2 protein-coding genes and 1 pseudogene are annotated in these 3205 nt (G+C 56.3%); 1 reads left to right on the top strand and 2 read right to left on the bottom strand.

Going from position 1 to position 3205, the window contains the following annotated elements:
- Window positions 1–137: 137 nt before the first annotated feature.
- Window positions 138–1265, bottom strand: a complete 1128-nt coding sequence (locus ACIOVB_RS27245; RefSeq protein WP_401272245.1) for a branched-chain amino acid ABC transporter substrate-binding protein — start codon at window positions 1263–1265, stop codon at window positions 138–140.
- A gap of 352 nt (window positions 1266–1617) precedes the next feature.
- On the opposite strand from ACIOVB_RS27245, the gene ACIOVB_RS27240 reads away from it, so the two are divergent.
- A complete protein-coding gene (locus ACIOVB_RS27240; protein ID WP_187679443.1) occupies window positions 1618–1923 on the top strand; it encodes a DUF2288 domain-containing protein in 306 nt (101 codons plus the stop codon).
- 305 nt (window positions 1924–2228) lie between these two features.
- Here ACIOVB_RS27240 and ACIOVB_RS27235 read toward each other — a convergent pair.
- Window positions 2229–3205: pseudogene (locus ACIOVB_RS27235) on the bottom strand (hypothetical protein); the annotation flags it as partial.

Genomic DNA, 3205 nt, shown 5'->3' with positions numbered 1-3205 from the left:
GCCAGCGAACCGCTGATGACGGTTTTGAGATTTTCAGGTGGGGAGACTGGCGGATCACGCCAGCGCGGCCCTATACATTCGTAAAACAAAGCCCACGGCACGCCGTGGGCTTTATTGGCAGTCAGTTCGGCAATGCCTTACTGAGGCGAAACTTCAGTTTTAGGTTTGCCGTTGTGCCACTCGTAGACTACGAATTTGAAGTCTTTCAAGTCGCCCTTGGCGTCGTAGCTCAGGTCGCCAGTCGGGGTCTTGAAGGTGCCGGCGTGAATGGCTTCTGCCACTTTGGCCGGGTCTTCGGACTTGGCAGCCTTGATGCCTTCGGCGATCAGGGTCACGGCCGAGTAGGCCGGGAACACGAACGGGCCGCTCGGGTCTTCTTTCTTCGCTTTGAATGCATCAGCCAGGGCGATGTTGGAAGGGTCCTGGTCGAAGGATTTCGGCAGGGTCACCAGCAGGCCTTCGGCAGCGTCTTTGGCGATCTGGGTGATCGAGTCGTTACCCACGCCTTCCGGACCCATGAACTTGGCTTTCAGGCCTTTTTCCTGAGCCTGGCGCAGGATCAGACCCAGCTCAGGGTGGTAGCCGCCGTAGTAAACGAAGTCGACGTTGGCTTGCTTGAGCTTGGCAATGATGGCCGAGAAGTCTTTGTCGCCAGCGTTGACGCCTTCGAATACGGCAACTTTGGTGCCTTTCTTCTCAAGGGTCGATTTGACGGCGGTGGCGATACCTTCACCGTACTGCTGCTTGTCGTGCAGGACGCCGACGATTTTCGGTTTGACGTGATCGGCAATGTAGTTACCGGCGGCAGGGCCCTGGGCGCTGTCCAGACCGATAGTACGGAAGATCATTTTGTAACCACGGGCGGTGATGTCCGGGCTGGTGGCAGCCGGGGTGATCATGATCACGCCTTCGTCTTCGTAGATGTCCGAAGCAGGTTGGGTAGAGCTGGAGCACAGGTGACCGACCACGAACTTGACGCCGTCGTTGACGACCTTGTTCGCAACAGCTACCGCTTGTTTCGGATCGCAGGCATCGTCGTATTCAACGGCTTCGAGTTTCTTGCCGTCGACGCCGCCCTTGGCGTTGATCTGCTCGATGGCCATTTTCGCGCCACTGAACTGCATGTCGCCGTACTGGGCTACAGGACCGGTTTTTGGACCGGCGATACCGATTTTGATGGTGTCAGCTGCGAACGAATGGCTGGCAACCCCGGCCAGAACCATAGCGGCAAACAGTTTGGAAATCTGCTTAGTAGCCTTAGTCATAGTGCTCCACTCTTACTGTTGTAATTTTTTTGAGTTCTGGCGCCGTAGCAGCAGAACCGGGTCAGATATCTTTGCGATACCCTCCGGAAATGCCCCCGGCAACTGTACCGGTACAGTGTAGAGCGCCGGTTGTCAGCCTGGGAAGCGGGCGCCGAGGGGCAAAACTTGGGGGTGTCGCATTTTTGAATGAAAAAGACAGAATTGCGGCGGGGCGTTCGTGGGCATATATCCCAATCAGCAGCATTCCCTGGCGTTCCTGCTCTTTTCGTTCGGTAAAGCCATTTGCAACCGGGTTTTTCTGGCGGATCACCGACGTTATCATTCGCGTCGATTTCTTTTCCGGACAGTTCCCATGAATCAAGAACCTAGCACCCTCTATGCCAAGCTGCTTGGTGAAACCGCATCTATTACCTGGAAAGAGCTGGAGCCGTTCTTCGCCAAGGGTGCCCTATTGTGGGTCGACCCTGACCTTGATTTGATCGCCGCTGCCGAGGCCGTGGCGTCGGATGAGGGCGAGAAAGTCGCTGCCTGGCTGGCCGAAGACAAGGTCGCCAAGCTGTCTGAAACGCGGGCGCTGGATCTTTTTGAACGTGATCCGCAGCTGTGGGCGGTGGTGGTTTCGCCGTGGATTCTGATCCAGGAAAGGGCGCAGGTCTGACGGCTTGCACCTTTGTAGTGCGCGGCGTCATCGTTGAAAAGTGGGTAGCCGAGTAGCGTGATGGCACGTTGCCGTAGAGAAACGCCACAAGCGAGGGTGGCTCACGGTGACGTAAACGTAACGGGAACAGTTTAGTAAGCAGCCTAACGGCTGCTTAATTGTTTCTGGATGTTGGAAAGGCTGAAATTTTCAGGGGATTCGTTGGCCTCTTCGCGAGCAGGCTCGCTCCCACATTGGATCTGCGGTGCTCACAAATCCCCTGTGGGAGCGAGCCTGCTCGCGATGGGGGCGACTCGGTCTTAATGTCAGACCGTGAACGACTTGCCGGTATGGTTATTCAGCGAAATAACCTTGGTCTTGCCAATCCGGTGACGATAGATCTCGCGCAGGTACTTGATCGACTTCTTCACGCAATCGCGCGACAGGCGAATGTCGTTGATCGAGACAAACTTCTCTTTGTCGTTGATCAGTTCGCGGTACTTCTTCTCGTACATCGGTTTGATCGCGTACCAGTTGGTGTCGAGAATCTTCGCCGGGTTTTCGAATTCGTTGAGCAGATCATCAATGCGTTCTTCGTCGAAGTCCTCGTTGATGATGAAGTCGAGGATCGAATTGTCCAGCGTCTCGTCGAAACGGTACGGGGTCTTCGCGAAGCAGCGCTTGATGAACGCGACGATCAAGGTCAGGAAGTCGTCCGACAGGCACGGGCTCTTCGCAATCAATGTGGTCAGCGACAGGTTGGCCGAGGCGCCGATCACCAGTGCATAGCGCTTGAGCGTGGTGTTGGGGAACAGGCTGTTGAGGTGCGTCTTCAACCGGTTCAGGTCCATGTACGACAACTTGTAGTCTTTGGGCAGCGAAACGATCGAGACCACCGACGAGCAGTTCTTGAAGAAATGCAGATCGTGCAGGGCGGCGGCGTCGTAGCCGGAATTCTTGTACTGCTCAAGCGAGGCGCGATAACGCTTGGATTCGATTGGCAACAGGCTGATGCCTTCGATGGCCTGGGTGACCTTGTTGAAGTGCGGCAGGTCGATGGAGCGGAAGAACAAATCGTCGATGTTCAGGCGCTGCGGCTCTTTATCGAACACCTTGAACTTGTCGCTGCTCGGCGGCGGCGTTTCCGGCACCACCGATTCGGCGTAGGCAATCGCCACCGGGCCGGCCAGGCTCATGAACAGGTCGTTGGCGTCGAGGCGAATGGTTTCGCCAATGTCGATGCCGGCGCGACGGAAGTAGTTCTGGTCGTAGTCGGTGGTGACCGCCTGCGCCGTCAGAATGT

Origin of the sequence: Pseudomonas sp. NPDC087639 (assembly GCF_044743385.1) — a bacterium.
In the GTDB taxonomy this organism is placed as follows: domain Bacteria; phylum Pseudomonadota; class Gammaproteobacteria; order Pseudomonadales; family Pseudomonadaceae; genus Aquipseudomonas.
Note: the sequence above shows the minus strand (reverse complement) of the source record. Positions and strands in the feature narration are given on the sequence as shown.